We start from the raw sequence: 23,736 nt of genomic DNA, 5'->3' as shown, positions 1-23,736 counted from the left end.
CCGCTGGTGTACCAGTTGTTCTGCCAAGGGCATCGCTGGGTAGCTATGTGCGGACGGGATAAGTGCTGAAAGCATCTAAGCATGAAGCCCCCCTCAAGATGAGATTTCCCATAGCGCAAGCTAGTAAGAACCCTGAAAGATGATCAGGTTGATAGGTCAGAGGTGGAAGCGTGGTAACATGTGGAGCTGACTGATACTAATCGTTCGAGGACTTAACCAATTTTTAAGGCATACTCGTTTTACAAACTTCTTCTACATTATCTAGTTTTGAGGGAATGAATCCTCAATTAAATAGTCTGGCAGCAATGGCAAGAAGGTCACACCCGTTCCCATACCGAACACGGAAGTTAAGCTTCTCAGCGCCGATGGTAGTTGGGACACGCGTCCCTGTGAGAGTAGGACGTTGCCAGGCAAATCAAGGACAACCTGAAAAGGTTGTCTTTTTTTGTGTTCCAGATAATTGGAGGGTGGTTCACTTATTTGTATTTATAGTGCCCATGGAAGAGGAAAAAGAGCTTGAGCAGTAACTAAAGAAGGGCTTTAGTTCCCGAGGAGGAGGAAAAAAACCACCAACGGTAACTAAAGAGGGCTTTAAGTGCCCGAAGATAAGGAAAAAAGCCATGGACGGTAACAAAAGAAAGTCTTTAAAAATCATAAAAGCACTCGAACTCTCTATTAAGACTGAATGATTTAATGATATTGAAAAGAGTATATTAACCTCAAACATGTTGCAAAATACCAATAATGAAAATTTAGGAGTTGGCATGTTTGGGAAAAAAGGGGACTCAAATTCCGGTTAAGGAAAAGTTTGAAGATAATATTGAATACCTAATAAAAGAATTACGAATTGGAAAAAACTTTGATGTGATTCACCGCCCGTTAGAATACGGAGGACTCCGGTTCGGGATGTTTTTGATAGATGGGTTTGCTTCAGCTAATCTCTTACTATTAATAATGAAGGAGATTGAAAAACGGAAACCAGAGGATTTTGGAAATAATCCAATTGACAAGCTATTTAAAACCTTTATTCCTCATGTAGAGGTCAATACATCAGAGGATTTAGAAGAAGTTATTGCCCAAATTCTTTCAGGACAAACTGCAGTAGTAGTAGAAGGCGGCAAACAGGTAATCCTGATTGATTCACGTGAATATCCCATCCGTTCCCCTCAAGAACCAGATATTGAACGTGTTGTACGTGGACCGCGTGATGGCTTTGTTGAAACGATTGTATTTAACTTAGCGTTAATTCGCAGGCGTGTTCGGGACCGATCCCTTATTATGGAATACGTCCAAGTAGGAAAGCGATCTAAAACAGACATTGCATTAGTATACATAGATAGCATCGTTGACCCGGATAATGTAAAAATGTTAAGAAATGAACTTGAAAAAATATCTATAGACGGGATTCCAATGGCGGAAAAAACGATTGAAGAATTTGTATTCGGCCGAAACTATAATCCATATCCATTAGTTCGATACACAGAAAGATCTGATACAAGTGCCGTTCATTTAATGGAAGGCCATGTATTAATAGTTGTGGATGGATCACCAAGTGTAATGATTTGTCCAGCAACCTATTGGCATCACTTGCAGCATGCTGAGGAATATCGTCAAAAGCCGGTAATTGGGATTTTTTTACGATGGGCACGATTTATCGCTGTTTTATCCTCCTTATTTCTCTTACCACTTTGGTACACTTATGCGACCAATGAACAATTACTCTCCGATCGATGGAAGTTTATCGGTGTAGAAGATCAAGGGGAGATTGGTTTAATCTGGCAATTTCTCATTGCTGAAGTCGGAATCGAAATTTTGCGAATGGCAGCTATTCATACACCAAATGCCCTCGCAACTGCGTTAGGAATCGTTTCTGCAATTATCATTGGAGATGTAGCTGTAGAGGTAGGGGTTTTTACTCATGAGGTCGTCCTATATGTAGCCGTTGCTGCCATTGGAACTTTTGCCACACCAAGTTATGAGTTAAGCCTTGCCAATCGACTTTTCCGGGTTTTCTTTTTAATCATGGTTGCTTTATTTAAAGTTCCAGGGTTGATCATAGGAATCACGTTATGGATCATGCTCCTTGTTGTAACTAAGAGCATGAATACACCATTTTTGTATCCGTTTATTCCATTTAATCCACGAGATTTTCGGATAATGCTCTCTCGGACGCCAATTCCGCTTAATAATACACGGGCTGCAATCCTAAGGCCACAAGATAGAACAAGGCAATAAAAATAAAGTCTATCAAATTTGATAGACTTTTTAGCTGTTTCAGAAGTTAATTGCTTATATTAAATTAGTTTAAACCCACTAATCAAAATCATCACTGCCATAATGGTTCTTAGAGGTTTTGCGGGTAATTTAGAGGATAAGGTGCTTCCTAATATGACACCAGGGATCGACCCCATTAATAGGTTAAAAACTAATAGATAATCAACATTGCCGATTCCTGCGTGCATAATCCCTGCAGCGGAGACTAATAAAAAGGCATGAGCGATATCGGTTCCGACCAATTCTGGAGTTCTCAATCTGTACAAGTAAATCATAGCTAATGCAAACAATGAACCAGATCCTATCGATGTCAAGCCTACAATAAAACCTAATATAGCACCAATCAGAATGGTTAAGCCCCGTTTTTCATGGATCGGCTTCTTTTGAAAATGATTCCATTCTAATTTATTTTTCATAAATGTTTTAAACAAGGTAGTCAATGCTACCAATATTAAAACGTAACCCAATGCGTGTTTAATCACCACTTCTTGGTTATGAAAAAAAGAATCAAATAAATGGAGAATGCCTACTGCACAGATAGCACTTGGAATACTCCCAATCGCTAGATACTTTACTAACTTGAAATTTATCGTCCTCTGCCTCCAATGTTGAATTGAACCAAAAAGTTTGGTTATGGAGTTATAAACAAGATCTGTACCTACTGCAATAGAAGGGCTGATACCTAATAAAATTAAAATTGGAGTCAACAAAGCGGCCCCTCCAACACCTGTTAATCCGACCATAAAGCCGATTAAAAGACCCATTACAATTATCCCCATACTCATTACACGCACACCCCGAATTATCTAATCTAATGTTGATTTATAACATTAAAATATGAAAGAGTTAGACACCTGTGACATGGCTGGTATGCCCAAAAAAAAAGGGGACCCAGCTTGGAGTCCACCTAAATCATTATTTATCTTTTTCTTCCTCATTCAAATTTATTTTTTTACATCCGACATATAAACAAGAGAAAATATCCAGCCCGGGCTTGGCTTTCGCTAATCCTTTTAAATATGGCGTGATCAAATCCTTAAAATCAGCTCCTACTTCTTCCTCTTCCAATATTCCATATACATAAAGCTTTTTTTCATCAAATAAAAAAGCTACGTTTCCTACTCCTTTGTTTTTTCCATCCACCACATTTAAAACCTGAAACTGCGGTGTGATTACTTCAGGAGAAAAATAAATTTGCAATGACATCTACTCCTTTTTGTCTAGTTCCAGTGCCAAGTAAACTCTCCTAAACGGACCTTTTTCAATTTTATGTGAAAGATAATTTTTCAAACAGTGAATCACTTTCTTTTGAAGGTTCCTTTTTAGCAACATGGATGAGCATCATGGAAAGCAATCCACATAACAATGTTAAACCTGCTGTAGATAAGAACATCCCTGAACGGGACCATTCCATTAATGCCCCAAAAATAGGTGGACCAATGGCAACACCTAAAAATCTAACGGATCCATATAGGGAGGTAACGAATCCACGCCGGTCTGCCGGTACGGAACCAGTAATAAAGCTATTGATACATGGAAGAACGAGCCCAGTTCCAATACTGCTTATGACTAAGACAGCAAAAAATGGCAGTAATTTTGTAAAGAAAACCAGTGATGCAAAGGAAGCTGTCATCAACAAACAGCCGATGACAATTAATCTTTTCATTACTTTCATTTTTTTTCCGATATTACTTCCAGTGAAATAAGAGGTCGTTGTCATAAATAAAAGTGGTATGGCTAATATTGCACCTTTTAGCAATCCATTAATATTATGTTCTTTCTCGAGAATATCGGATATATAAAACAAAATCCCAAAGAGTGTAAAAAGGCAGGAGGCACCTGTGAAATAAGCGGCAAATAACCAGCGTCCTTCTGTTTTGAAAACAGAAACAAGGCCTTTCACATATTTTCCCAAAGGGGGAGGTTCTTTCTCTGCTTTCTTTTCCTTGATAAAAAAGATAGTAAAGAGGACTGAAAGGGCACAAAAAATCGGAAAGGCAAAAAATGCTGCATACCAAAACAGAAGGGCAAGGAGCGAGCCAATAATTGGGCTGATTACCTTCCCAAATCCATTCGACGCTTCCACTAAACCTAAAACTTTACTTTGTTCTCCACCCTTAAATAAATCGCCTGCCAATGCCATGGCAATTGGAGCCGTACCAGCAGCACCCATTCCTTGCAAAATCCTGCCGGCTAATATCCATGTATAGGGATTGGAGAACCAGGCTGCCGCAGCGCCAGCCAATAATCCACCGCTGCCATATAAAATAAGAGCTGGGATAATAATCGCTTTCCGTGAAAATCGGTCAGATAAATATCCTAATACAGGTATAGATATTGCCGCTGCAATCGAAAATACTGAGATTATTAAGCTCGTCTGAAATTGAGTAATATTCAGTTCCGATTTCATTTTTGGAAGAATTGGGATTAACATTGAGTTTCCTAACACCAAAATAAGTGGGATTGAACCGATTGCAGTAATCGTCAAGCCTTTATGCTTTTGCTTTGGCAATGAATGTACACCCCTAACTGTGAAATTAAGCCCTATTATTGTTTGGAATGGGACAGCAGTTTATACAATCGTAATTGCCTAATTCTTAGGAATAATGACCATTATATACACATTCACCCATTTTTTGAATAATCTATCCTAGAAAAATAGAGGAGGCGCATTCCCTATGAGTTTTTTAACCATTCCCGAAAGGACTTCAGGAATTAGATCATACGGTTTAACTTCTGTGATCGATACGGGGACCCCGATGGGAGAATTAAAAAATATCCTAGCTGATTATGGAAACTTCATTGATATTGCAAAGATAGGAATTGGTTCAGCTTATGTAACGCCAAACATAAAGGAAAAGGTTCAGCTTTACAAGGAATATCATATTAGGACTTATTGTGGGGGTACATTATTTGAAAAATGCTTTTACCAAAAAAAAATTCCTGAATATTTATCCTTTTTACAGGATTTAGGGATTGAATGGCTCGAAATATCTAATGGGACACTAGATATCCCAATAAATGAACGCCTCCGTTTAATTTCACAATTAAAAAATGACTTTCATATCATTTCTGAAGTTGGTTCCAAGGATCCTAATCTGGAAATGTCTATTTCTGGATGGAAGGAAGAAATATCGCTCTTCTTAGAAGCCGGATGTGAGTATGTGATTACAGAAGGGAGGGAATCTGGGACATCAGGTATTTATGAAAAATGTGGTGATCTTAAGTCCGATTTAATTCAAGAGTTGGTCAGAGATGTTGACAGCAAAAAAATCATCTTTGAAGCACCCTCGGCAAAACATCAAATGTATTTTATTAAAGAAATTGGACCGAATGTCAATTTAGGAAATGTAAAAATACGAGATGTTCTAATATTAGAAGCGCAACGCTGTGGTCTTAGAAGTGAAACATTTTTTTTGGAGGGAAATGAATGCAAATAACGCTAATCAGACATCTTCCCACAGAATGGAATAAAAAAACCTGGCTGCAAGGCAGGAGAGATATAGAACTATCCCCATTAACAGATGAATTATATTTAGGAATAGCAGAGAATGCGCAGCGGCTAAAAAAATTAGCACCATTTGAACTTGTTTTGGCCAGCACCCTGAAACGAACTTATCAAACAGCTCAGCTTTATGGCCACGCATGCCAAACAGAGGGTTTATTAGACGAATTAGATTTTGGTCCATTTGAAGGGCGTCCAAAGGAAGAACTTTTCGAGAAATATCGTGAGATTTGGATTAATAATCCAAAAGATCTCGTTTTAGGAGAAAGTATTAAGAATTTAGAAGAAAGGGTTGTTTTGTTCATCGAGAAATATAAGAAGTTGTCCAATATTTTAGTGTTTGGCCATGGATCGTGGATTAGGGCAATGATTTCATATTCGCAGTTTGGCGATGTTAATCACATGAATAAAATAATCGTCGAAAACAATGCCTGTATTACACTAGCATTGAATTCCAATCTTCGAGGATAGAAAGTCGAGGTGACCTTACTTGTCTGATCTGTTGACGTATGAAAATTGGGATGAAAAAAAGGTAGGTACCCTTTTGGACCATCCTCGCGATTTTCTAGATATTTTAAAATGGGCTTACCAAAATTATGGAGACAAAATTGTCTATTCGTGCAGCTTTGGCGCAGAGGGAATTGTCTTAATCGATTTAATTCATAAAGTAAATAAAAATGCGAAAATTATTTTCCTCGATACCGGCCTCCACTTTACAGAAACTTATCAATTAATTGAGGAAGTTAGGAACAGCTACCCATCGCTGCAGATCGATCTTATTAAACCAAGGATATCGTTAGATGAACAAACCAAATGGTACGGAGACGAATTGTGGCAGAGTAACCCCAATCTGTGCTGTCATTTAAGAAAGGTGGTTCCTCTTAAGGAAGCATTACAGGATGTTGAGGCATGGATCACAGGTCTGAGGCGAGATCAATCCCCCACAAGGAGTAACACGCAATATATAAATAAGGATGAAAAATTTAAGAAAATAAAAATTTGCCCCCTCATTCACTGGTCATGGGAAGACATTATGAATTATATCCATCTAAATCATTTACCCTACAATCCCTTACACGATAAAGGGTACCCAAGTATTGGCTGTGCTCCCTGTACAAAGCCTGTCGCAGATTCAAGAGACTCTCGTTCCGGACGGTGGGCTGGTCAATCGAAAACTGAATGCGGACTCCATGAAACATTATAGGCCACAAAGGCAAATTCAAGAGATTAGGGAGGGAGTAAAATGAGTGAAAGTGTCCCCCATGGGGGTGAATTGGTAAATAGGATCAACCTAAATACTCCAATTGATTACACTCGTAATTATGTAGAACTAGGAAATTTAGAATTAAGTGATTTGGAGTTAATTGCAAATGGTGCATATAGCCCGCTTACTGGGTTTATGGGGATAACTGACTATAATTCAGTCGTTAGAAATATGAGATTGTCCGATGGACTCCCGTGGTCGTTACCGATTACATTAGCTATTAACAAAGATAAAGCGAAGGAACTTAAAACCGGTGAGATGATCAATCTAATCCATAATGGCACTGTGTATGGTGTAATGGATGTGAAGGAATTATTTATCCCTGATAAAAAGTTTGAAGCTGAGATGGTATACAGAACAACCGATATTCATCACCCAGGGGTTAAAAGGCTGTTAGAACGGCCGGAGATCTATCTCGGAGGTCCCATTACCCTGATAAAAAGACCTGAGAAAAGTAAGTTTGAAAGCTATTATTTGGACCCCATCCAAACAAGGAAGCAGTTTAGGAGATTAGGTTGGAATACGGTAGTTGGTTTCCAAACTCGAAATCCCGTGCACCGGGCCCATGAATATATTCAAAAAACAGCATTAGAGACTGTCGATGGGCTTTTCTTAAATCCGTTGATGGGTGAGACCAAATCGGATGATATTCCCGGTGAAATCCGTATGAAAAGCTATCAAGTCTTAATCGAAAATTATTACCCGAAAGATCGGGTGTTCCTTTCTGTTTTTCCTGCCGCGATGAGATATGCTGGACCTAGGGAAGCAATTTTTCATGCCATCGTCCGGAAAAATTTTGGATGTACTCATTTTATAGTAGGGAGAGATCATGCCGGAGTAGGAAACTATTATGGAACATATGATGCCCAAAAAATATTTAGTCACTTCACTGACGAAGAACTTGGCATAAAACCGCTCTTTTTTGAACATAGCTTTTATTGTAAAAAATGCGAAAACATGGCTTCTGAAAAAACATGCCCTCATGATTCACAGCAACACGTAATTTTATCAGGCACAAAGGTGAGAGGTATGTTAAAAAACGGGGAACAGCCGCCAAAGGAATTTAGCCGGCCAGAAGTGGTCGAAATTCTAATCCAAGGAATGAAAGAAGCCTACCTAGATGAAACCCGCCGTTTGGAGACCCCTTAAGGCGAACTATTTTTAGAAAATAAAGAGGTGATGAAATGGGAAATAGTAAGAATATTATTTGGCATCAGTCAACGGTGAAAAAAACAGATCGCTGCCTATTAAATGGGCATAAAAGCTGTGTATTGTGGTTTACAGGTTTATCTGGATCAGGAAAATCTACCTTGGCTAATGCTGTGGATCATGCTTTGTATCGACAAAATATTAGGAGCTATGTTTTGGACGGTGATAATATTCGCCACGGGCTAAATAGTGATTTGAGTTTTGGCGTTAAGGACAGGAGAGAAAACATTCGGAGAATCGGGGAAGTGGCAAAACTGTTTGTTGACAGCGGCCTGATTGTTTCTTCTGCATTTATTTCTCCATTTCTTGATGATCGGCAGCTTGTTCGAAATATGTTTGATCCCCGCGAATATATTGAAATATTTTTGAATTGTCCTATCAATATCTGTGAAGACCGGGACCCAAAAGGGCTATATAAAAAAGCAAGAAAAGGAGAAATCCCTGACTTTACGGGAATATCCTCTCCGTACGAGGTGCCAAATGATCCAGAAATCATGATTGAAACTGATAAAATGACACTTGATCAATCCGTTGAAAAAATTTTAGCCTATTTAAAGGAAGAGAAGATTCTTTAGGGATCTTCTTATCTTTTTCTCCAATTTGTCGTTAGGAATCTTATTTTTTGTAATTTTAATTCAAAAATAAAATCAATGATATTCGTCGAAAAGAATTGGCAAATAACCGCGAAAATAACAATTTTATAATCAATCACAAGGGCGGTTAATAAAAAAATCAAAAAGTTTATTCCCATCATTACTTTTCCGGGACTCCATTTCTTATAGGAAGCGATCATTAATGCTGGAATGACCATTCCACCGCTGGATGCCCCCGCTCGAATCAATAATCCTACACCAATACCAAAGAAAACACTTCCACCTAGTATATCCACCATAATATGGATATGAAGATGTGGAACTAGGGCTGTTAGAAAAGTTACTGTCGTGGAGGTAATAGCAACCGAAAGAATCGTTCGAATGGTCCAGGTGTATCCAAAATACTTTAAAGCGAAAAGTAGAAAAACAATATTAGATAACCATAAAGAGAAACCAAGAGATAAATGAAACCAGTGATTTACCAAGATCGCAAGTCCTGCTGCCCCGCCGGAAGGGATGGAGTGAGGAAATAAAAACAAGGACATCGACATGCCCTGAAGGGTAGCCCCAAATAAAATGCAGAAATAGGTTAAATAAGTTCTTTTCATAGTTTAAAGAAATAAACCATATCAATTGTATTTTTCAATTCCACATAAATACCTCCTCAGGACTATCACTCCTTGTCCATTTTATGAGAAGAAAAAAAGGAATATGTAGAATGTTTTTTCAACGTGATAATATCAAGATAAAAGGAGCGCCTGTTCAATTTTGTCGGGTTACTCTTTTCTTTGGTATTAATTAGATTTTTTACCTACTCCCCATACTAGGAAAATCAATGAAATCCCAATTAATAACCAAAAAACAAAACCTACCCAATAGAAACCCATAATAATCCCCCTTAAATTCTCATTTCTACTATAATAATATATGTCTGTTAACTTCTTTTCTTTTGTTATTATATTTTTCTTATTTTACAAAGGGGAACCTTTTGAACCTCTTATTTGGGTATATTTATATGAATTTATTAATAAGAATAGAACGAATGAAGTATTTACTGGGGGGGGATTGAATGAATGGGAATGAAAACTTACAACATCCTGATACAGGTGTTACATCTGGAATGTTTGTTGAGCGATCGTTAAATGAAATACGTTTTTGGTCTAGGATCATGAAAGAGCATTCTTTATTTCTTCGATTAGGTTTTAGAGCAGAGGATACTCAACTAATCCAAGAGGCTAATCAATTTTATCAATTGTTCGAACGCATCGAACAAACTGCACATTCCACTACCAATCAAGCAGATCCTGAACAAATAAGAAGATTTAATTCGGAAGTACAACAAGCTGCAACCAGCATTTTTGCATTTAAACGAAAAGTACTAGGTTTAATACTTACATGTAAATTGCCGGGGGCAAATAATTTTCCACTGTTAGTTGATCATACAAGTAGAGAAGCTAATTATTTTAGAAAACGATTAGTGGAATTAAACGAAGGTAAATTAAAACCCCTTCCAGATGCCATCATAAAAGAAAATGTCTTCTTTCTAAGAATTATGGCAGACCATGCTAAATTTATTGGTCATCTACTGGATCCATCCGAAAGGAAGTTAATTGATATAGCCCAAAATTTCAGCAATGACTTTGATCAATTGATGTATCAAGCAAGAGACTTAGAATCTATGAAACCACAATCTCAAACCGTTCCTCTTTTAGATCAATTCCTGGATCAGAATCGTGTATCGGTCTCCTCTCTACGGGACTTCAAGAAAACGGCACGTGATTTAATTGAGCAATGTAAAATAAAGAGTATCATCCATCCACTATTAGCAGACCATGTTTTTCGTGAGGCTGATAGATTTCTTGAAATTATTGATATGTTTGATGCGCATCTTACAAGCGGTACCCCACAACCTAGATTTTAGAAGATTGAAGAAGGCATCCTATGCAAAAAAGCAGTTAAATTGAAGAAGGCTATTCTAGGACCCCGTTAGGTTCAAGAATAGCCTTCTTCAGGTTCTCCTTCTATTTCTTACTTTTTAGTGGTCGTCCAAAAAATTATCTCTAATTTTTAATTGAGGCTTCTTTTGGTGACCAGGTTTTTCGCCATGACATTTGTGCAATAAGTAGAACTATTAAAGCCGTGATTCCAACCCCTGTATAAACGATAAATCCAGATCCGTACGTTCCGGTAATTTCCTTAAGTGATCCAAGTATATTTGGTACAAAAAATCCGCCAACCCCGCCAGCTGCTCCGACAATCCCGGTAATCATCCCAATTTCTTCTTGGAAGCGCTGTGGAACTAATTGAAATACTGCACCATTTCCCATTCCAAGGCAGAGCATTCCGAAAAACAATAAGGTTGTCACAATAGCCAAAGATGGAAGCTGGCTCACGCCGAACATACTGAGCGCGACCCCGATAAATAAAAAGGTCAGAAGGCGTACGCCGCCGATTTTATCGGCTATGAAACCACCAACAGGACGGAAAAAGCTTCCTGCCGCTACGCAAAGAGTGACAAAATCGCCTGCTCTTACTTTTGATAAATCGTATTGATCCACAAAAAAGATGCTTAAGAAACTGGACAAACCGACAAATCCTCCGAAGGTGACACTATAAAGCAAACAAAAAAACCATGTGTCTTTTTGTTTAAATACTTTCAAATATTCAACCACCGGTTTTGCAGCTGGTTGTGAAGGTGCATCCTTTGCAAGAAGAATATACAAGATAAATACAATCAAAAGAGGAATAATAGCTAATCCCATTACATTATGCCAGCCAATATTTTCTGCAAGACGCGGGCCAAATAATGTAGCAAAAAGTGTTCCGCTGTTTCCAGCTCCTGCAATTCCCATTGCAAGTCCTTGTAAATGTGGCGGGTACCATCTGCTTGCCATAGGTATAGCTGCCGCAAAACTTGCTCCTGCTACTCCGAGTAGAATTCCTATCAAGTAAAGTTCGGTTAACGTCTGTCCGAATAACCAGCCCCAAGCAAGCGGGATGGTGGTGACGAGCATCCCGCTTATTGCTGTTTTTCGCGGACCAATACGATCCGTCATAACTCCAAGGATGAGCCTGAAAAACGATCCACTTAGGATTGGAACAGCAACGATGAAACCCTTCTGAGCGGGAGATAGTCCAAAATCTTTTGTTATATAAACCCCTAGTGCCCCCAAAATCACCCAAATCATGAAACTAACATCAAAATATAAAAATGACGCTGCTAATGATGGCGCATGCCCGCTTTTTTTTAGATCTGATAACCTCATAATGTTGTTCTCCCTTCTATTTGTATCATAGTTAACTATCAAATTACATTTTTACTTTTATTACCATTCAAAACAGCTATCTTTTGAAAACATGACCCTTACTAGTAAAACCAAGAATGAAAATAAACCGATATTGTTTTTCATCACTTTTCCTCCTTAACATTGTTGGTATTTGTGTTTCCCTTGCTTTGTTTAACAATAACGTATTGAAACAGGAGATGTCTCATAGCGTGTAAGGAACTCTAACACGAAACTTATTGTGTTAGAAAATGTTACACACTGAATTTCTTTTGATGAGTTTTATGGAATAATAGGGGATATTTATGGTTTCAGTTACCCAAATATCGAACATACGGAGGCTTTTAGAATGGATAAGCAAAAACTCGTACTGATAGGTAATGGAATGGCAGGGGTGCGGAGCATTGAGGAGATTTTAAAGCATTCACCTTATTCCTTTGAGATTACGATTTTCGGAAGCGAACCACACCCTAACTATAATCGGATCCAATTATCGGCCGTCTTGCAGGGTGGTACATCGTTTAAAGATATTACAATCAATGATCGTGATTGGTATAACCAACAGAACATCAAACTGTTTACTGGAGAAACGGTGATAAAAATTGATACGGAAAAACAACTTGTTAAGACGGATAAAAATCAGGAGGTTCCTTATGACCGACTAATAATCGCAACAGGTTCTGTTCCATTTCAGCTGCCGCTGCCAGGTGTTGATAAAGAAGGAGTCATCACATTTCGAACCATGGAAGATTGTCAGAAAATGATTGAAACAGCGAAGCATTATAAAAAAGCGGTAGTGATTGGCGGTGGAGTCTTAGGTTTAGAAGCTGCCAAAGGTCTGCTCAATCTTGATATGGAAGTAACCGTGGTGCATAATTGCCTAAATTTAATGGAAAGACAACTGGATGAAACCGCAGCGAAACTGTTGCAAACAGAGTTAGAAAAGCAAGGATTTCATTTTCTTTTTGAAAAAGAAACAAAGGAGATTTGGGGAAGCGAGCGCGTGGAAGGAGTGTCATTTAAGGACGGCACCGAAGCAGAAGCTGATTTGGTTGTAATGGCAGTAGGGGTACGACCCAATATACAGTTAGCAAAGGAAAGCGGAATCGAAACTAACCGCGCCATCCTCGTTAATGATTATATGGAAACGAATATACCGAATATTTACGCTGTTGGTGAATGCGTGGAGCATCGAGGAATTGTCTATGGATTGGTGAAACCTCTTTATGACCAAGGGAAGATTTTAGCCAAACGTATTTGCGGCTTGGAATCTAAAGGATACGAAGGAACTATTCTTTCCACTCAATTAAAAATATCGGGTGTGGATGTGTTTTCAGTTGGTCAGTTTACCTGTGATGAAAGTCTTAAATCAATTGAAATTCATGATGAGTTAGATGGTACTTATAAAAAGCTTGTCTTTGAAGATTCTAAAATAGTTGGCGCCGTTTTATTTGGTGATACTAGGGACCGTACAAGATTGCTAGATATGATCATGAAAAAACAAGATATGTCGGACGTAGAGAAAGTTACTTTATTTCAATCGTCAATTGACGGCGGGGATTCCGTCGCTTCTATGGCGCATAGCGAAATGATCTGCAATTGTAACGGAGTAGCGAAAGGGGCCATTATTGAAGCGGTTCTAAAAAATGGATTAACGACCGTGGAACAAGTAAAAAAGTGTACCAAGGCATCCAGCTCTTGCGGCGGCTGTAAACCGTTAGTATCTGATCTTCTTTCCTATATCCAGAGCGATGAATTTGATGAGGTCATTGAACAAAAATCAATGTGCCAATGTACATCGTTAACGGAAGATGAAGTGGTTTACGAGATGCAATTGCAAAGCTGCACTACGGTACAAGAAGTAATCGAGGTGCTTAATTGGGAAAATAAGGAAGGATGCACTACCTGTCGTCCTGCCTTAGCCTATTATTTAGGAATGATATATCCAGAGTATGAGAGCCGACAAGAATCACTTTTTGTATCCGAACAAATGAATGCCATTGTTCAACAAGATGGTACTTACACCGTTGTCCCACAGATGTACGGCGGAAAAACGACAGCAGAACAACTGCGAACGATTGCCGATGTTGCAGAGAAATATAGCATCTCTAATGTTGCGGTAACTAGTGAACAAAGAATTCATTTGATGGGGGTGAAGAAAGAGGACCTGGCTGATGTTTGGGCTGATTTGAACATGGATGTTAGTTCCACTTATGGAAATATGGTTCAAAATATTAAAACAAGTATCGGCGAGCATATTTGCCGTTGTGACAAGCAATCATCGATTCAACTGGCTGTCAGTCTCGAAAAAAAATTGGAATTTCTCACCACACCCTACCGTGTGAAAATGGGCATATCTGCTTGTATGCATAATGGTGCAGGTTCGACTACGAAAGATATCGGAGTGATTGGAACAAGTCTTGGCTGGGAAATTTATGTCGGTGGCAGCAGTGGACGTAATGTACGAGCAGGTGAGTTATTATGCCTTGAATCATTGAATCATGATGTGATCGAAATTATTTGTGCCTTTATTCAATATTACCGTGAAACGGCCAATTTCCTTGAACGTACATGGCAATGGATCGAAAGGGTTGGTTTAGTGCATGTGCGCGAAATTCTATTTGACTTAGAACATCGCCAGCAATTATTGCTGCGGTTAGAGAAAGATCGTTTGCTACGCAAAAAACTTTTAGTAAAAAGTTCCAGATCATCAACAGTCCTATAAGGAACGTTCGTTAAAATTAACTATTACGAAAAAAAGTGAGTAAAGGGTGAGCTATTTTGACAGAAGCATTTTTAAAGTATTTTCGTACAAAGGAACAAGAAGTGAAATCAGAAAAAAAATACGAGTCACAATGTCCATACTGTAGTATGCAATGTAAAATGCAATTGATTGAACAATCGATTGTTACGAGAAAAAAATATATAACCATTGGTAAAGAGAATCCAACCTCGGAGGGGCGTTTATGTATTAAGGGTATGAACGCCCATCAACATGCTTTTCATAAGGACCGTTTGAAATATCCATTATTAAAAGTAAATGGAGAATTTGTTCGTGTTTCTTGGGAGACGGCCTTGAATAAAATTAAAGAAAACTTTACTAAAATCCAGGCAGAATCCGGACTGAATGCCTTAGCGGTTTATGGGAGCGCGTCGATCACAAATGAAGAAGCTTACTTATTGGGAAAATTTGCTAGGGTTGCATTAAAAACAAAATACATTGATTATAATGGACGTCTTTGTATGTCAGCAGCTGCTTCAGCGGCGAGTCAAACCTTTGGGTTGGACCGAGGATTCACGAACAGCTTGGCAGAAATTCCATCGACTCGCTGCATTATATTAGCCGGGACGAATATTGCTGAATGTCAGCCAACGATAATGCCTTATTTTGAAAAAGCGAAAGAAAATGGTACCTATATTATCGCTATCGACCCTCGTGAAACAGCAACAACGAAAATAGCAGACTTGCATTTAAAACCTAAACCAGGAACAGATGCTGTGTTAGCTAATGGGATATTGAAAGTTATCATTGAAGAAAATTATGTTGATAAGGACTTTATTCAAAAACGTGTGAACGGATTTGAAGAAGTTAGAGAGTATGTATTATCCCTTAATTCGGAAGAAATTGAAGAGATTACCGGCGTTCCAATTGAACTCATTCGCAAAGCGGCAGTAAGGTTTGGTAAAGAAGAAACAGGAATGATATTTACAGCGAGAGGGGTAGAACAGCACACAAATGGCTCGATGACGGTCCGAAATTTCCTAAATATTCTGGTTTCAACTGGGAAAATTGGCAAACCGGGCTGTGGTTATGGGGCGATTACAGGACAGGGAAATGGCCAAGGGGCGCGAGAGCATGGCCAAAAAGCAGACCAGCTTCCTGGATATCGGTCGATTGAGAACGAAGAACATCGAGAATATGTGGCCAGTGTTTGGGGAGTTAAAAAGGACGACTTACCACATAAAGGTGTTTCTGCCTATGAAATGATCGAGAAAATCTATGAAGGTGAAATTCAAGGCTTGTTTCTGATGTGTTCCAATCCGATGGTCTCCAATCCAAATGCCCACTTTGTCAAAGAGGCCTTTAAAAAATTAAAATTCTTTGTCGCGGTGGATCTGTTTGTTTCAGAAACAGCGAGATTAGCCGATTTAATATTGCCAGCTTCTTCTTATCTAGAAGATGAAGGAACGATGACGAATATAGAAGGACGGGTAACATTACGGGAAGCAAGCTATCCTTGTCCAGGAGAAGTGAAGCATGATTGGCAAATCATTTGTGAAATTGCCCGTGTACTTGGAAAAGAAAAGTATTTTTCCTTTTCATCTGCAGAGGAAATTTTTTCCGAATTAAGAATGGCAAGCCGTGGGGGGAATGCGGATTATTTTGGAATGACATATGAACGTCTTAGGAAGGAAGGCGGAATATTATGGCCATGCCCAGCTACTGACCATGGTGGGACGAAAAGAGTGTTTGAGACATCCTTTGCCCATTCAGATGGAAAGGCAGCGATGGTGGTTGTTTCGAATATCCCTGAGGTTCCAAAAGAACAATTATCTGAAGAGTTTCCACTCTATTTAACAACAGGAAGAGTCATGTCACATTACTTAACAGGAGTGCAAACAAGAAAAAGTCCAGCATTAGCGGCAAGGAATGTAGAACCATTTATGGAAATTCACCCTGCAACCGCATTAAAATTTCAAATCCAAGACCAATCATTAGTGAAAATCGAATCGAGAAGAGGAAGTGTTGTGGTTAGAAGCAAATGGTCGGAAACAATTCGCCATGATACCATTTTTGTTCCCTTCCACTGGGCCGACTCACAAAATATTAATCTCCTTGTCTCAAAAGAATTGGATCCTGTCTGTAAAATGCCTGGATTTAAAGTCAGTGTTGTAAAGGTAAGTCCAGTAAAGGATTTCCTAAATTGAAATTTCTATGTTAGAAGACCTTACACATTAAGTTAGTTATTGAGTGGTCTATGCTATAGTTTAAGAAACATTCTAAGGGAGGAAACCTAACGTGAATAAGAAAAAGTTGGTTCTTGTAGGTAATGGAATGGCTGGAGTTAAAGCCATTGAAGAGATTTTAAAACTATCTAAGGAGTTATTTGAGATTACCATTTTCGGAAGCGAACCACATCCGAATTATAATAGAATACTGCTTTCAAAGGTTTTACAAGGTGATACAGAGGTTAAAGACATTACGCTTAATGACTGGGATTGGTACACAGAAAACAACATTCAGTTGTTTACAAGTGAAACAGTGATCAAAGTTGATCCATTGAAGAAAGTTGTTGTAACCGATTTAGGAAGAATTGAACCATATGATGAGTTGATTTTAGCGTCAGGGTCACTCCCATTTATCCTTCCGATTCCAGGAGCTGAAAAGATCGGTGTGACTGCTTTTCGGGATATAAGGGATACCGAAGTGATGCTTGAAGCCTCGAGGAAGTATAAAAAAGCGGCCGTAATTGGCGGCGGATTACTCGGACTCGAAGCTGCCAGAGGACTTTTAAACCTTGGAATGGATGTTTCTGTTATACATCTCGCCCCTTATTTGATGGAAAGACAATTAGATCCACAGGCAGGGAAACTATTACAGTCGGAATTAGAAAAACAAGGAATGAAGTTTTTATTAGAAAAACAAACGCAAGAAATTGTTGGAGATGACCGCGTAGAAGGTTTAAGGTTTGGCGATGGAACGGTCCTTGATGCAGACTTAGTCGTGATGGCTGTTGGTATTAAGCCAAATATCGAATTGGCCAAAGTAAGTGGTATTGCTATTAATCGCGGTATTGTCGTGAATGATTTCCTACAAACGAGTGTTCCTAATATTTACTCTGTAGGAGAATGTGCCGAACACAACGGATCGGTATACGGTCTTGTAGCACCATTGTTTGAACAAGGAAAAGTATTAGCTCATCATATTTGCGGAGCGAAGACCAATGGCTATCACGGCTCCGTTTTGTCTACACAACTGAAGGTTTCTGGGGTCGAGGTATTCTCTGCCGGAGATTTTATGGAAGGTGAAGGAAAGGAAGCCATTAAAGTCTTTGATGGAAATGACAGCATTTATAAGAAGATCGTGATTCAAGACAATAAAATTGTTGGCGCCGTACTGTTTGGGGATAGCAGTGATGGAAATCGCCTATTTTCGATGATTCAAAAGCAAGCAGATGTTTCCTTTACCACGAAGGTATCACTTTTACAGCCACTTAATGATGATTTCGGGAGCAGTTTAGTAGCTTCCATGAGTGAGGAGGACATTATTTGCGGATGTAATGGTGTAACCAAAGGAACGATTATCCAGGCGATACAGAATCAAGGTTGTTCATCCATTGATGAAATCAAAGCTTGTACCAGTGCTTCTCGGTCTTGCGGGGGATGTAAGCCACTTGTTGCAGAAGTGTTACAACATACACTTGGGTCAGCGTATGACGGCACTTTACAGAAAGAAGCGATTTGCAGCTGCACTCATTTTTCGAGAGATGAAATAGTGGAAGAGATTAAATCCAAAGGTTTGACCCATATCAAAGAAGTGATGAATGTTCTTGGGTGGAGTACTGAGGAAGGTTGTTCAAAATGCCGCCCTGCTTTGAATTACTATTTAGGGATGGTCAATCCGATAGAATATATGGACGAAAGAGAGTCCCGGTTTGTCAATGAGCGGATGCATGCCAATATACAAAAGGATGGAACATATTCTGTTGTACCACGAATGTACGGTGGTGTAACGAATTCACAAGACCTACGAAGGATTGCTGACGTGGTAGATAAATATGAAATACCACTAGTAAAACTTACAGGCGGACAACGGATTGACTTACTCGGGGTTAAAAAAGAAGACTTGCCAAAAGTATGGACAGATTTGGATATGCCTTCCGGGTCAGCCTACGGAAAATCACTACGTACAGTGAAAACATGTGTCGGTGAACAGTTCTGCCGTTTTGGAACCCAAGATTCCATGGGTCTAGGCATCGACCTTGAGAAGAAATTTGAAGGACTACAAACACCTCATAAGGTGAAAATGGCTGTTTCTGCTTGTCCGAGAAGCTGTGCGGAGTCGGGGTTTAAAGATATTGGGTTTATTGGAATTGACGGGGGCTGGGAACTTTATGTCGGCGGGAATGGCGGAACCCATTTACGCGGGGGAGATTTACTATACACCGTGAAAACATCAGAAGAGGCGATGGAAATTACCGGTGCGTACCTTCAATATTACCGTGAAACAGCCAACTATTTAGAACGTACTTCGGCATGGATTGAACGTGTAGGGTTAACACATGTACGGTCGGTTCTTGATGATAAGGGAAAACGTCAAGAATTAAATAAACGAATGGATGACGCATTATCTGTAATTAAGGACCCATGGAAGACAATAACAGAGGATGAAAAAGTAAGAAAAGAATTGTTTGAGAGTGTAGTAATGTCGTAAGAACTTACATTTAAAGGAGGACATCGTCCAATGACAAAGAATAGCGTAGAAATGGTATCAATCGGTTCTGTACGGGATCTTCCAGAACGATTAGGAAAGACTGTTTGTGTCGGAGATAAAGAAGTGGCTGTTTTTAAATTATTAAATGGGAGTGTGCGTGCCGTTGAAAATCGCTGTCCACATAAAGGCGGGGTTTTGAGCGAAGGAATGGTAAGCGGCGAATTTGTTTTCTGTCCCATGCATGATTGGAAAATATGTTTGGATAATGGGAAGGTGCAAGAGCCGGATGCAGGCTGTGTGAAAACCTATAAAACCAGAATAGAAGGGGAAGAAGTATTTCTCTTAATCGATTAGTTCAGTAAAATGGAGGTCTTTATGATTCAAACAAAGGGGAAAGTCTATATTGTTGGAGCTGGTCCTGGTGATCCTGAATTAATTACGGTTAAAGCAGCGAAATGTCTTGAGCAGGCAGACGTTATTCTTTATGATCGGTTAGTCAATCCGGTGTTGCTGAAATACGGTAAGAGCGACGCTGAGTTCATCTATTGCGGAAAAGAGCCGGGAAACCATTGTGTTTCCCAAGATTCCATCCATCAAATATTAGTAGATAAGGCCTTGGCTGGTAAAACAGTTGTTCGATTAAAGGGCGGAGACCCATTTATTTTTGGCCGAGGCGGTGAAGAAGCGGAAGTGCTGGTTCAAAATGGGCTCGAATTTGAAATTGTACCTGGGATTACCTCTGGTATTGCAGCCCCGGCTTATGCGGGAATTCCTGTCACTCACCGTGAATGGAGTCAATCGTTTGCTATGATTACAGGTCACTGTTTAAGTGGCAAACCAAAAAACATTCGTTGGGACCATCTAGCCCATGGTGTCGATACTCTTGCTATTTATATGGGTGTCAAACATCTTCCTTTTATATGCAGCCAACTTATATCCTGTGGAAAGGAGTCTCAAACACCTATAGCTGTAATTGAACAAGGGACAACAGGAAATCAACGGACAGTTGTCGGTACACTTGAGACGATTGTTGAAGTTGTAAATGAAAATCGAATCACAAATCCAGCCATGATAGTCATCGGAGAAGTTGTCAAACTATCGGAGAAACTATCCTGGTTTCCGGAAAGTGTTAAAAAAGAGATACTTATATAAAAAAATGAGATTGTAAGAGTTTATAATTAAATATTATAGACTCTTTTTTTGTGATAAAATATGATTTTACAATCAGAAAAAAATTCAAAAATCGTCGAACTAAAGATAATTGCCATTGAAATTTGATGGCTTTTTTTCTTTTTCTCACCATAATAATAATTAATTGATTTTTATGCAGGATTAATTATAATTATGTAGAATTGCATAACTAAATATACCTAATTAAGAGGGCGGAATAATGAATAAATCGGGTCAAATTATCCTGGTGCTGATTTCGGTTTTATATATCAGTTACCAAAAGATTTACGAACATCATCCTTTTTTTTCGATAGACTTTTTTCTTTTTACCCTGATTGCATGGGTAATGGGTTGGCAATATGATAAAGCACGCTATTATGAAAAAAAGGCACGTGCTAGTGAGGAGAGCTATAAGAAGTTAATAGATTCATTGCCTGCACCCGTCTATATTACGAGTAATCATAGGTTTTTATATGTAAATAAGGCTGCCATGAACATGATTGGTGCTACCAAACTAGAAGATGTAATGGGGAAATCCATTTTTGATTTTATTGTCACAGACTATGAAAATCGTTTGCTTGAACGTTTTAAACAAATAAAGAAAGAAAAGCAGCCCGTAAACACCATCGAATACAAAGCAAAACGTTTGGATGGAACACCATTTTTCTTTGAAGTATCTTCCTTGTTTATCGTTTTTGGGGGAAAAGATGCGGTGTTGTCCATTGGCAACGATATTACTGAAAAAATGGAAGAAACAGAACGTCTACTTCAAAAGTCTGAAAAATTGGCATTATTAGGCCAAATGGCGGCAGGTATAGCCCATGAAATACGGAATCCACTCACATCTATAAAAGGTTTTATCCAACTCTTAAGGACCAGCACTAGGAAAGAGGAATACTTTGATATTCTGTTAACAGAGCTTGACCGGATTAATGATATCGTCGGGGAGTTCCTCGTGCTTGCCAAACCGACAGCTGCCGTATATATAACACGGGATATAAAGATGTTATTAAAGGATGTTGTCACCTTAATTAACAACCAGTCTCTTTTAAATAATGTTCAAATCTTTGTGGATTTTGACAATGATTTGCCGTTGATTAGCTGCGAAGAAAATCAACTAAAACAAGTTTTTCTAAACCTACTTAAGAATGCGATTGAAGCAATGCCTAAAGGCGGAAATATTAATGTATACGTTATGAAAAAAGAAGATGGGAAAATTTCGGTACAAATCATTGATCAGGGGGTTGGGATTCCGGAGGAACGAATCTCTACTCTAGGGGAACCATTTTATACCACGAAGGAAAAGGGAACAGGTCTTGGCCTAATGACTTGCTACAAAATTATCGAAGGCCATAATGGGGAACTAAACATTTACAGTAAAATTAACGAAGGAACCACCATTGAAATAATTTTACCAACAATTACTCAGCCATTATTAAAGATGGAGGTGAGCCATTCATAACGAATGGCTTATTCTATTTACTTGAAAAAATGATAAAATATCATAATAGAGTTAGATGAAAGAGATTAGGAGAGGAATTGTGGGTTCGTTACAATCTAAACAAATGCTTAGTGAAGTTCTTTTTTTAACTATTTTGTTATGTTCATCAAAAGTATTAGGAATTTTAATTAAACTGTGTCGGAGGAATATATGGAAAAGAATAGGTATGTGTTTTGGGGCCTTGTAATATCAACCCTAATATCAGCACTTGATGCAAATATTATGCAAACGGCAAGTCCAACTATAGTGAAACAGCTCGGAGGAATGGAGCTGTTTGCATGGATATTTGTTGTCTATATGTTGGCAAGTACGGTTACGGTCCCGCTTTACGGGAAATTATCTGATATGTATGGTCGGAAAAAGCTGTTAATTATCGCTGTTTCAATATTTACCCTTGGTTCGATTCTCTGTGGAATGGCCAATTCCATTGGTACGCTGATTATTTTTAGAGGTGTCCAAGGAATAGGGGCAGGCGGGATGATCCCACTCTCCATGATTATCGTAGGTGATTTGTTTACGATAGAAAACCGTGGGAAAATTCAAGCGGTCTTTAGCAGCATATGGGCAATTTCATCCATTGTTGGACCCGTATTGGGTTCCTTCTTTGTCGAAGCACTAACGTGGAGATGGATCTTCTTTATCAATATTCCCATTGGAATTGCAACGGTTCTTTGTATGATTCCTTATAAGGAAAAAATCGAATTTAAAAAGACCCATATCGACTACAAAGGTTTCTTCTTATTTGGGATTTCGATTACGCTATTATTGTTATCTACGAATGTAAATAATTCTATTTGGTACATTATCCTTGGGATTATCGGTTTGATTGTCTTCATATTGGTGGAGAGGAAAGAAGCACATCCGTTCTTGCCAGTATCATTGTTTAAAAACAAGGGAATCCTAATGACTAACCTTTTTATGTTATTTTACTGTCTGTCCTTTTTTGGAACATCCAACTTTATTCCATTGTATCTCCAAGAAGGTAATGATATGAGTATTTATAAAAGTGGACTAATTCTTCTCAGTATTGCGGTGGGCTGGATGTTTGGCAGTACCCCGGCAGGGAAGTGGATTATACGCTATGGATATAAAAGCTTATTTATCATCGGAAGCTTCATCACAACTGCTTCAGGCTTAGCATTATACCTATTCATCACTGATTTATCTTATATTGGTCTGTTTCTAATCTTAACTATCCAGGGCGTTTCATTTGGCTTATTATTTGCGGTTGGAACGATCGCTTCCCAAGAATTTGCTGAATCCCATATCAAAGGCATGTCTACTTCGCTGCAAATGTTTCTAAAAAACATTGGGACATCAATCGGGGTCACCATCATGGGACTCATCATCAATCAGGCTGCAAGCATCGTTATTGGAATGAAAAACGTGTTTCTTTATGCCCTTTGTTTGAGCTTAATTACAATTGTACTCAGCTTTGTCATTCCTGCTAAAACAACTGCTTTAAGTGAGAGTAAATAGTTTTAAACTTCATGGTGCCTGA

The 23,736-nt window shown here is 38.8% G+C and carries 19 protein-coding genes and 2 rRNA genes; 16 read left to right on the top strand and 5 right to left on the bottom strand.

Translation table 11 applies throughout. The features are described 5' to 3' along the window. The 3 genes from J7E63_RS24215 to J7E63_RS24205 all read left to right on the top strand — a co-directional run. Window positions 1-220, top strand: a 23S ribosomal RNA gene (locus J7E63_RS24215); the annotation flags it as partial. Between the two features lie 75 nt (window positions 221-295). Then, window positions 296-412 (top strand): 5S ribosomal RNA (gene rrf / locus J7E63_RS24210). Window positions 413-768: 356 nt separating this feature from the next. Continuing rightward, a complete protein-coding gene (locus tag J7E63_RS24205) occupies window positions 769-2,235 on the top strand; it encodes a spore germination protein (RefSeq protein WP_215017229.1) in 1,467 nt (488 codons plus the stop codon). Window positions 2,236-2,294: 59 nt separating this feature from the next. Here the strand turns inward: J7E63_RS24205 and J7E63_RS24200 are convergent, their stop codons facing one another. The 3 genes from J7E63_RS24200 to J7E63_RS24190 all read right to left on the bottom strand — a co-directional run bounded on the left by J7E63_RS24200 (window position 2,295) and on the right by J7E63_RS24190 (window position 4,786). Next, window positions 2,295-3,059 (bottom strand): sulfite exporter TauE/SafE family protein, encoded by a 765-nt coding sequence (locus tag J7E63_RS24200; protein ID WP_215017228.1) that lies wholly within the window; start codon window positions 3,057-3,059, stop codon window positions 2,295-2,297. 130 nt (window positions 3,060-3,189) lie between these two features. After that, the gene (locus J7E63_RS24195) at window positions 3,190-3,480 is read right to left on the bottom strand and encodes a hypothetical protein (protein WP_374193790.1); all 291 of its coding nucleotides are present in this window, start codon (window positions 3,478-3,480) and stop codon (window positions 3,190-3,192) included. A 61-nt stretch (window positions 3,481-3,541) separates the two neighbouring features. Beyond that, window positions 3,542-4,786 (bottom strand): MFS transporter, encoded by a 1,245-nt coding sequence (locus J7E63_RS24190; RefSeq protein ID WP_215017224.1) that lies wholly within the window; start codon window positions 4,784-4,786, stop codon window positions 3,542-3,544. A 166-nt stretch (window positions 4,787-4,952) separates the two neighbouring features. Between J7E63_RS24190 and J7E63_RS24185 the strand changes: the two genes are divergently transcribed. The 5 genes from J7E63_RS24185 to cysC are packed head-to-tail and all read left to right on the top strand — an operon-like array spanning window position 4,953 to window position 8,827. After that, window positions 4,953-5,714 carry a phosphosulfolactate synthase gene (locus J7E63_RS24185; RefSeq protein WP_215017222.1) on the top strand — a complete coding sequence of 254 codons (762 nt, stop codon included), beginning with the start codon at window positions 4,953-4,955 and terminating at the stop codon, window positions 5,712-5,714. Continuing rightward, on the top strand, window positions 5,705-6,250 hold the full coding sequence (locus J7E63_RS24180; RefSeq protein ID WP_215017220.1) for a histidine phosphatase family protein: 546 nt from the start codon (window positions 5,705-5,707) through the stop codon (window positions 6,248-6,250). Before J7E63_RS24185 ends, J7E63_RS24180 begins: the two co-directional genes overlap by 10 nt. A 28-nt stretch (window positions 6,251-6,278) precedes the next feature. Continuing rightward, entirely contained in the window at window positions 6,279-6,983 is a 705-nt protein-coding gene (locus tag J7E63_RS24175; protein ID WP_285289971.1) for a phosphoadenylyl-sulfate reductase, read from the top strand. Window positions 6,984-7,022: 39 nt separating this feature from the next. Next, complete coding sequence (sat, locus tag J7E63_RS24170) at window positions 7,023-8,192, top strand: sulfate adenylyltransferase (protein WP_215017216.1); 1,170 nt, start codon at window positions 7,023-7,025, stop codon at window positions 8,190-8,192. A gap of 35 nt (window positions 8,193-8,227) precedes the next feature. Continuing rightward, window positions 8,228-8,827, top strand: coding sequence for an adenylyl-sulfate kinase (cysC, locus tag J7E63_RS24165; RefSeq protein WP_215017214.1), 600 nt, complete (start codon window positions 8,228-8,230; stop codon window positions 8,825-8,827). 8 nt (window positions 8,828-8,835) lie between these two features. Here cysC and J7E63_RS24160 read toward each other — a convergent pair whose 3' ends face one another. After that, the gene (locus J7E63_RS24160) at window positions 8,836-9,453 is read right to left on the bottom strand and encodes a YitT family protein (RefSeq protein WP_215017212.1); all 618 of its coding nucleotides are present in this window, start codon (window positions 9,451-9,453) and stop codon (window positions 8,836-8,838) included. A 461-nt stretch (window positions 9,454-9,914) separates the two neighbouring features. Here J7E63_RS24160 and J7E63_RS24155 point away from each other — a divergent pair, with 461 nt between their 5' ends. After that, entirely contained in the window at window positions 9,915-10,766 is an 852-nt protein-coding gene (locus J7E63_RS24155; RefSeq protein WP_215017210.1) for a DUF2935 domain-containing protein, read from the top strand. A 139-nt stretch (window positions 10,767-10,905) separates the two neighbouring features. Here the strand turns inward: J7E63_RS24155 and J7E63_RS24150 are convergent, their stop codons facing one another. Then, window positions 10,906-12,111, bottom strand: coding sequence for an MFS transporter (locus tag J7E63_RS24150; RefSeq protein ID WP_215017207.1), 1,206 nt, complete (start codon window positions 12,109-12,111; stop codon window positions 10,906-10,908). A 367-nt stretch (window positions 12,112-12,478) separates the two neighbouring features. On the opposite strand from J7E63_RS24150, the gene nirB (J7E63_RS24145) reads away from it, so the two are divergent. The 7 genes from nirB (J7E63_RS24145) (at window position 12,479) to J7E63_RS24115 (ending at window position 23,714) form a co-directional block, all read left to right on the top strand. Then, the gene (nirB, locus tag J7E63_RS24145; protein ID WP_215017205.1) at window positions 12,479-14,854 is read left to right on the top strand and encodes a nitrite reductase large subunit NirB; all 2,376 of its coding nucleotides are present in this window, start codon (window positions 12,479-12,481) and stop codon (window positions 14,852-14,854) included. A gap of 56 nt (window positions 14,855-14,910) precedes the next feature. Continuing rightward, entirely contained in the window at window positions 14,911-17,058 is a 2,148-nt protein-coding gene (gene nasC / locus J7E63_RS24140) for an assimilatory nitrate reductase catalytic subunit NasC (protein WP_215017203.1), read from the top strand. Between the two features lie 91 nt (window positions 17,059-17,149). Further along, window positions 17,150-19,564 carry a nitrite reductase large subunit NirB gene (gene nirB / locus J7E63_RS24135; protein ID WP_215017201.1) on the top strand — a complete coding sequence of 805 codons (2,415 nt, stop codon included), beginning with the start codon at window positions 17,150-17,152 and terminating at the stop codon, window positions 19,562-19,564. A gap of 30 nt (window positions 19,565-19,594) precedes the next feature. Beyond that, window positions 19,595-19,918, top strand: a complete 324-nt coding sequence (nirD, locus tag J7E63_RS24130; RefSeq protein ID WP_168244151.1) for a nitrite reductase small subunit NirD — start codon at window positions 19,595-19,597, stop codon at window positions 19,916-19,918. A gap of 21 nt (window positions 19,919-19,939) precedes the next feature. Beyond that, complete coding sequence (gene cobA, locus J7E63_RS24125; protein WP_215017199.1) at window positions 19,940-20,716, top strand: uroporphyrinogen-III C-methyltransferase; 777 nt, start codon at window positions 19,940-19,942, stop codon at window positions 20,714-20,716. Window positions 20,717-20,954: 238 nt separating this feature from the next. Next, the gene (locus tag J7E63_RS24120; protein WP_215017197.1) at window positions 20,955-22,196 is read left to right on the top strand and encodes an ATP-binding protein; all 1,242 of its coding nucleotides are present in this window, start codon (window positions 20,955-20,957) and stop codon (window positions 22,194-22,196) included. Window positions 22,197-22,385: 189 nt separating this feature from the next. Beyond that, on the top strand, window positions 22,386-23,714 hold the full coding sequence (locus J7E63_RS24115; protein ID WP_215017194.1) for an MDR family MFS transporter: 1,329 nt from the start codon (window positions 22,386-22,388) through the stop codon (window positions 23,712-23,714). Window positions 23,715-23,736 lie beyond the last annotated feature (22 nt).

The sequence above is a fragment of the Bacillus sp. ISL-75 genome (genome assembly GCF_018613095.1).
The sequence above is the reverse complement of the archived record's forward strand: the minus strand, read 5'-3'. Positions and strand labels throughout refer to the sequence as shown.

Coding starts and splice junctions, on each gene's coding strand:
- J7E63_RS24200 (WP_215017228.1), bottom strand. CDS start 3,059: ATGAGTATGGGGATAATTGTAATGGGTCTTTTAATCGGCTTTATGGTC.
- J7E63_RS24120 (WP_215017197.1), top strand. CDS start 20,955: ATGAATAAATCGGGTCAAATTATCCTGGTGCTGATTTCGGTTTTATAT.
- J7E63_RS24180 (WP_215017220.1), top strand. CDS start 5,705: ATGCAAATAACGCTAATCAGACATCTTCCCACAGAATGGAATAAAAAA.
- nirB (WP_215017205.1), top strand. CDS start 12,479: ATGGATAAGCAAAAACTCGTACTGATAGGTAATGGAATGGCAGGGGTG.
- nirD (WP_168244151.1), top strand. CDS start 19,595: ATGACAAAGAATAGCGTAGAAATGGTATCAATCGGTTCTGTACGGGAT.
- J7E63_RS24160 (WP_215017212.1), bottom strand. CDS start 9,453: ATGAAAAGAACTTATTTAACCTATTTCTGCATTTTATTTGGGGCTACC.
- J7E63_RS24155 (WP_215017210.1), top strand. CDS start 9,915: ATGAATGGGAATGAAAACTTACAACATCCTGATACAGGTGTTACATCT.
- J7E63_RS24185 (WP_215017222.1), top strand. CDS start 4,953: ATGAGTTTTTTAACCATTCCCGAAAGGACTTCAGGAATTAGATCATAC.
- sat (WP_215017216.1), top strand. CDS start 7,023: ATGAGTGAAAGTGTCCCCCATGGGGGTGAATTGGTAAATAGGATCAAC.
- J7E63_RS24115 (WP_215017194.1), top strand. CDS start 22,386: ATGGAAAAGAATAGGTATGTGTTTTGGGGCCTTGTAATATCAACCCTA.
- J7E63_RS24195 (WP_374193790.1), bottom strand. CDS start 3,480: ATGTCATTGCAAATTTATTTTTCTCCTGAAGTAATCACACCGCAGTTT.
- J7E63_RS24150 (WP_215017207.1), bottom strand. CDS start 12,111: ATGAGGTTATCAGATCTAAAAAAAAGCGGGCATGCGCCATCATTAGCA.
- cysC (WP_215017214.1), top strand. CDS start 8,228: ATGGGAAATAGTAAGAATATTATTTGGCATCAGTCAACGGTGAAAAAA.
- cobA (WP_215017199.1), top strand. CDS start 19,940: ATGATTCAAACAAAGGGGAAAGTCTATATTGTTGGAGCTGGTCCTGGT.